This window comes from Nostoc sp. (assembly GCF_036918015.1).
In the GTDB taxonomy this organism is placed as follows: domain Bacteria; phylum Cyanobacteriota; class Cyanobacteriia; order Cyanobacteriales; family Nostocaceae; genus Nostoc.
On sequence record NZ_JBALEO010000103.1, the window covers coordinates 117,458 to 123,457 of the forward strand.

Sequence of the window (6,000 nt, forward strand, 5' to 3'; positions counted from 1 at the left end):
CATTACCCATGACTCATTACCGAGGTTCAGCCTGAGTTGAAACTGTTAATACTTGCGGTGGTGTAGCATCTGGCGGATAGAGAAAGTCTACTTCTACCAAAGAGCGATCGCCTGGTTTTATCTTTAATAAAACTAACGGTTCTCCTGGTTGACCTCTCTTTTGCACTAAATGCACAAACTGAGTTTGTGGCTGATTTTGGTCATTTTTGTAACGTACCCGCACTGTGCCTCGGAAAAATACTTGAGGAGCGGATGTACTCAAAAAGCGTAACCCTGGTTTGACTAACCGATCCTCCTTGAGTGGTGTTTGTATCGACACACTAACAGTTTGAGGACTTTGAGTATTGTTGTATAGCGGCAACTTCAGATTATATTGAATTCCATAGTTGCCATGAGCGCGATATGCGGTGTCAGGATAGCGCACTAGCATAGGCGCACTTTGAATTTGACCAGTTCCTAATGTACCGCCATGCAGGGTACTCAGAGCGTAGGAAAACACTTGACCAGGCTGGGGAATAGTTAGATACCTAGCTTTAGGCTTATCTACTAATAAGGCTCTCCATCGTGAACCAGCAGCCACTCCAGCAACACGCCCATAAATTCTTGGTTTGCCAGTTTCCTTTAAGGGAGTGGGAATTTTATCTCGTGGCCCAGCTAAATCACCATTATCTAGTAAATTCTGCCACTCTTCTAAAGTAGGCGATCGCTCGCTGCCATCAGGATTCTCCCGTGCAAACATCGCTAGGCTAGCTGCATAGACAGTGCCATCACTTTGCAGTCGCATGAACGTAGACCGACCATTTAGGGGCGGTGTCAATCCCTGCACAGGAATTGGCAAATTGAGTAACATCCGACTTTGCTTTGGTGGAATCTCAATTTGGGCAGGGAAAATCTCTTGTCGCACTCCCCGAAGCACATCAGACATAACGCGATCGCCTGGCCCAGCAAAAATTTTACCTAAAAGGTTTTGGCTAAAGGATGGTAACTGAATAAATGGTGCATCCGGTTGACTCAAATAACTCGCCGCCTGCCAAATATTTACCTTCACTGGTTCCGAACTAGGGTTATGCAAAATTATCCCCAAATAAAGAGAACGCAAATTCTCTGGTGGTTCAGCCCTCGCAACGTGATGGGCAAAAATATCAAATCGTCCCCGAAAAGGAAAATTCAAATGCGCTGTTGGCACTTTTTTCCCATCTGGTGGAAAGGTAGAAAGTAAGATTCCTTCCTTCAAAACCAATTCTGGACTATTGCTATTAAAGGTTGGCACTGTATCCAATTGACCTGGTAAAGGTCGTACTTCTTGTGGTTGTACGACTTCTTCAGGTGGAAGTGTAGTAGGAGTTAATTGGGCAATTGGGAAAATTAGTAACAATGGCAACATATACTTAGATATTTCTTTCACCATACAGACATTAACAGCTTGATGAAAGTGCCAATTTGTTAATAATTAATACGAAATCGCCAATAATCTCCATCAAATTTTCTTGATTGAGAACCGGAACGTGGACAAAAATACAACGTGCCGTGAGTTGATTTTGGCTTAAGTAGTCCAACACTGAATAGTAAAGACCCTCGCAAACAAATTTTCCACAGTCGTGGCTAATCTGAATTTTTGCTGCTCCCACCACTAATTTTTCTAAATCAACTTCTGTCTGCAAAACAATTTCTCCACAGCTAGCAACTGCTTCCACACTTAATTGTGTACGGCTTGCAGCCATGCCACAACAGATGATGTAATCAGGTTGGATTGCCTCGATTTTTTCCATTACCTGAGTACTGGCAAGTTGCACATCTACGGGTAATTGGCGTAAAAAAGTTAAGTCATGTGGTATCAACTCAAGTTTGGTAACTTCAAGTAATAAATCATCAGAAGAATTTGACTGTTGATCTTTTAGCCAAGTGTCAAAAGAAGTTAATAGAATTCTTTTCTTCATAACAAATATTATTTAGAATAGAAAAACCCTCCATAATAAATTTACAAGGAGCAGGTAAATGCCAGTAATTGCGGTCGTAGATTATGAGATGGGAAATTTGCACTCAGTTTGCAAAGGCTTGGAAAAAGCTGGGGCAACTCCTAATGTTACTTATTCTCCAAAGGAATTAGAGCAGGCAGATGCTATAGTCCTACCGGGAGTGGGGGCATTCGATCCAGCAGTCCAACACCTGCGATCGCGTGGTTTAGAACAACCTATTAAAGAAGCGATCGCATCTGGTAAACCTTTTTTGGGAATTTGTTTAGGATTGCAAATTCTCTTTGAATCAAGTGCAGAAGGTACTCAACCAGGACTAGGAATTATCAAAGGAAAAGTGCGGCGGTTTCGTCCCGAACCTGACATCACTATTCCTCACATGGGGTGGAATCAACTAGAAATCACTCAACCAAAAAGTATTTTGTGGGAGCATTTACCGTCCGATCCTTGGGTATATTTTGTCCATTCCTACTATGTTGACCCAATAGACCCGCTAATCCGTGCAGCAACTATCACTCACGGTACTCAAACCGTTACAGCTGCGATCGCTCACGAAAACCTGATGGCAGTACAATTTCACCCCGAAAAATCCTCTAATATCGGATTGCAAATCCTATCTAATTTCGTTGCTCAAGTCCGCGAAAAAATTCCTGCCTAATATTCTTTTTGTCATTTGTTCTTTGTCTTTTGTCTAAAACTAATGACCAATGACTAATGACTAATGATCAATGACTAATAACCAATGAGCTTGAGAATTTACGGTAATCGCCAGCTAAAAACTTTACCAGGAAAAGAAACTAGACCCACTAGTGCGCGAGTAAGGGAGGCAGTCTTTAATATTTGGCAAGGAGAAATTGCAGGTTGTCGCTGGCTAGATTTGTGCGCCGGTACTGGTTCAATGGGCGCAGAAGCTTTGTGTAGAGGAGCCAGCCTAGTAGTGGGAATTGAACAATCGAGCCGAGCCTGTGCCACCATCCAACAAAATTGGCAGCAGTTAACTAATGCCGACCAGGAATTTCGGGTATTGCGGGGAGATATTACCCAGCAGTTAAAGACTTTATCAGGTAAACAGTTTGATAGAATCTACTTCGATCCACCTTATGCGAGTGGATTGTACCAGCCAGTATTAGAAGCGATCGCTCACCATCAATTTTTAGATCCTATCGGCGAAATCGCAGTTGAACACGCTTCACAAGGTTGGACACCGCCAGAGATTCCCGCTTGGGAAATTTGCCGCCAGAAAGTTTACGGCAACACATCACTTACTTTCTACAGAATTGTGGAATGACAGGAATGGGGAATGGGGGAGAAAACTTGCTTCCTTGTCCTCCTTATCCCCCTTCCCTCATCCTACTCAGCAACGCCAGTTGTTCTCCTGTAGGAGACGCTATGCGTAGCTTGCTTAAGAGCAGGGGTACAAGTCGGCAGAAGTGCCCAACGCAACGGCTCCTCAGCACTCAGCACTGGGCACTCCCTCATCCCCCCAGCTGATTGGGGCGCTTGTATTGCTTATATGCAGCGTAAAAAAGTCCAGCGAGAGTTACGAAAACTAGACCAAGGACAATACCTGATAGCAGGGGTTCAACCACTGTAAATCTCCTCTTTGTAATTATTAAATATTCATTGCCTGTTTTTGATTTTACCAAATTTCGTATGAATCCTGCGCCCTACAGCCTTTTGGAGGGCGACTGCCCACAAAAAAATAGTCTTCTGTGCTTGCAGCCACAATCAAGAACTTTTAAGCTATGTGTAGGAAATGAAAACTTTTTAGCACACCTAGACTTTCACAGCAAACCTTTTGGATAACCAGATTACCAAACCTGAAATTTTGATTCAGCGGATCGTTTTATTGACGCTGGCTATACTGCTAGCAGTCCCTTTGGGCTTTTTTGGTGTTCAGTTGGTTCAAGCCTCCGATCCATACGTCAAGAGCGTTCTATCCCTCACAGGAAACCCAGTTCAAGGACACGCGATCTTCCAAATTAACTGTGCTGGTTGTCATGGCTTGGAAGCAGACGGGCGAGTGGGGCCCAGTTTGCAAGCTGTTTCAAAGCACAAGTCTCGGTATGGGCTGATTCACCAAGTGATCAGTGGCGAAACACCACCAATGCCAAAATTCCAACCTAGTGCTCAAGAAATGGCGGATCTTTTGAACTATTTAGAGTCGTTGTAGACCTAAGAATTTTTGGTTGTAGGATACATACAATACCCTGATGTAAAAAGGCAGAAAAGGATGCATTCCTTTTTACACCTTTGATAAATGTAAAGAGATCCCTAGATACTCGATAGCGATCGCACAGTGTCTCGTAGAGACGCTTTAGCAACGTAGGAGCGTTGCCCTTGGCACATCGCCTGCTCTACTTGAGAAAATTTCAAACACTTAGGTGCGAGACGCTGCGCGTAGCTTGCTTCCCCGTAAGAGTATGCGTACTAACGTCCTTCACCTCTCCCCTTATCTACTAAACGCTCTTTTGAGGTTGGGAGAAGAACCGCGACACTAATACCACTGTGCCTCTATACATAATAATAGAAACCTCAAAATAGCCTAGCTCCGATAAACTTCGTCTTCTAAGGTCGTAGTGGCGAGAACTATCTTTTGTCTTTATTTTTACATCCACTAGTATTTGCGTAGAATCTTTGATAAAAACTCATATAAACTGTATATTTTTAAGTATGTTAGCAAGTAACTATTTAATTATTGCGAAAGTGAGGTTAGTATACCTAACTCTGTAGAATTAAGGTAAAAGCTCCTAGTAAATGGGCTACAGTATAGCTTCTTTAACAGACTAAATATTCTTGAGATGCTCGAAAGCTAATGACTGAAACGATCCAAATCGGTAATCGTACAATCACAGCTAGTGAATTGATTTCCTTACTGGCAAGTTACCAAATGCTGCCACAGTTGCAGCGAGAATTGATCATTGATCAGGCAATAGAGCAAAACTCGCGCTCCGCCAAGATTGCAATAGAGTGTACACCAGAGGAAGTAGCCCAAGCTAAACAGCAGTTTTACGCCGAAAAACAGTTCAAAAATGAAGAAGACATCCAGGCTTGGATGGCACATCAAGGGCTAAATCCAGATCAACTAGAAGTTATTACCAGTCGTAAGCTGAAAATTGAAAAATTCAAGCAAGCCACTTGGGGTAATAAACTGGAATCTTACTTTTTTCAGTCCAAGGCAAAACTGGACAAAGTAATTTATTCCCTACTACGAACCCAGGATGTGGGAATTGCCCAAGAACTATACTTCAGGATTCAGGCAAAAGAAAACTCTTTTGCTGATTTGGCGCGGGAATACTCACTCGGACCGGAAGCCCAAACTGGCGGCTTGGTAGGTCCGATTGAACTGAATGCACTACATCCGATAATGGTGCAAATGCTCTCTAGCAGTCAACCAGGTCAGATATTGCCCCCTACTCGTATCGCTGAATGGTTTGTAATTTTGCGTTTAGAAAAATTTATTCCAGCACAACTGGATGAATTTATGAAAATGCGTCTGTTGAATGAACTCTTTGAAAACTGGCTACAAGAACAGCAAAAGCAAATCATGTCTGCACCACAAGCGGAGGGGGATACGTGACAATACTATCTTTGGCAACTTCGTATTATTATCCTTCTTCTGTCACTTTCCGCGAGGGCGATCGCTAGAAGCTTCATGAGGCAAGCAATACAAGCTATACTATTACAAAAAAATCCGTCTTGTATTTATATTATTAGAAAATAATCGCGCGTAGGCGTAGCCCGTCGTAGACATCGCCTGCGATACAAAAGCTCTAGAATTCAGAAATGACAAAAGTTTTCGGAGAGTGACAGAAGTTGTTTACGGACGCGCTCGCTTCCGTTATGGATGGAAGAAACAAGTCAAATCCTCTTCCCTTCTGCCTCCTGCTTTGTTTCTTAGGAGAGGGAATAGATTAGCCAAGAAGTTTAAAAAACAAAAAGCCCCAGACTGTGAAGCGTGGGGCTTTTGTATGAATTATAAAACCTGGCATCGAGCTATTTTTGCGTAGGGCTACCCCTAAACTAT

The 6,000-nt window shown here is 42.9% G+C and carries 7 protein-coding genes; 4 read left to right on the forward strand and 3 right to left on the reverse strand.

All coding sequences use genetic code 11. The annotated features are described in order from the left end of the window. Window positions 1-16 precede the first annotated feature (16 nt). Both V7K61_RS33990 and V7K61_RS33995 read right to left on the reverse strand, forming a co-directional pair. Window positions 17-1,384 carry a DUF3370 domain-containing protein gene (locus V7K61_RS33990; protein ID WP_335060635.1) on the reverse strand — a complete coding sequence of 456 codons (1,368 nt, stop codon included), beginning with the start codon at window positions 1,382-1,384 and terminating at the stop codon, window positions 17-19. A 31-nt stretch (window positions 1,385-1,415) separates the two neighbouring features. Then, window positions 1,416-1,937 carry a pyroglutamyl-peptidase I family protein gene (locus tag V7K61_RS33995; protein WP_335060618.1) on the reverse strand — a complete coding sequence of 174 codons (522 nt, stop codon included), beginning with the start codon at window positions 1,935-1,937 and terminating at the stop codon, window positions 1,416-1,418. A 58-nt stretch (window positions 1,938-1,995) separates the two neighbouring features. Between V7K61_RS33995 and hisH the strand changes: the two genes are divergently transcribed. Further along, window positions 1,996-2,631: an imidazole glycerol phosphate synthase subunit HisH gene (hisH, locus tag V7K61_RS34000; RefSeq protein WP_322693612.1), complete on the forward strand. Its 636-nt coding sequence runs from the start codon at window positions 1,996-1,998 to the stop codon at window positions 2,629-2,631. A gap of 84 nt (window positions 2,632-2,715) precedes the next feature. Beyond that, window positions 2,716-3,261 (forward strand): 16S rRNA (guanine(966)-N(2))-methyltransferase RsmD, encoded by a 546-nt coding sequence (gene rsmD, locus V7K61_RS34005; protein ID WP_335060620.1) that lies wholly within the window; start codon window positions 2,716-2,718, stop codon window positions 3,259-3,261. Window positions 3,262-3,448: 187 nt separating this feature from the next. On the opposite strand, the gene petG is transcribed toward rsmD, so the two are convergent. Then, window positions 3,449-3,562, reverse strand: a complete 114-nt coding sequence (petG, locus tag V7K61_RS34010) for a cytochrome b6-f complex subunit V (protein ID WP_063721252.1) — start codon at window positions 3,560-3,562, stop codon at window positions 3,449-3,451. Window positions 3,563-3,771: 209 nt separating this feature from the next. Here petG and V7K61_RS34015 point away from each other — a divergent pair, with 209 nt between their 5' ends. After that, the gene (locus V7K61_RS34015) at window positions 3,772-4,146 is read left to right on the forward strand and encodes a c-type cytochrome (protein WP_099100046.1); all 375 of its coding nucleotides are present in this window, start codon (window positions 3,772-3,774) and stop codon (window positions 4,144-4,146) included. A gap of 642 nt (window positions 4,147-4,788) precedes the next feature. Beyond that, complete coding sequence (locus V7K61_RS34020; RefSeq protein WP_335060622.1) at window positions 4,789-5,553, forward strand: peptidylprolyl isomerase; 765 nt, start codon at window positions 4,789-4,791, stop codon at window positions 5,551-5,553. Window positions 5,554-6,000: the final 447 nt, after the last annotated feature.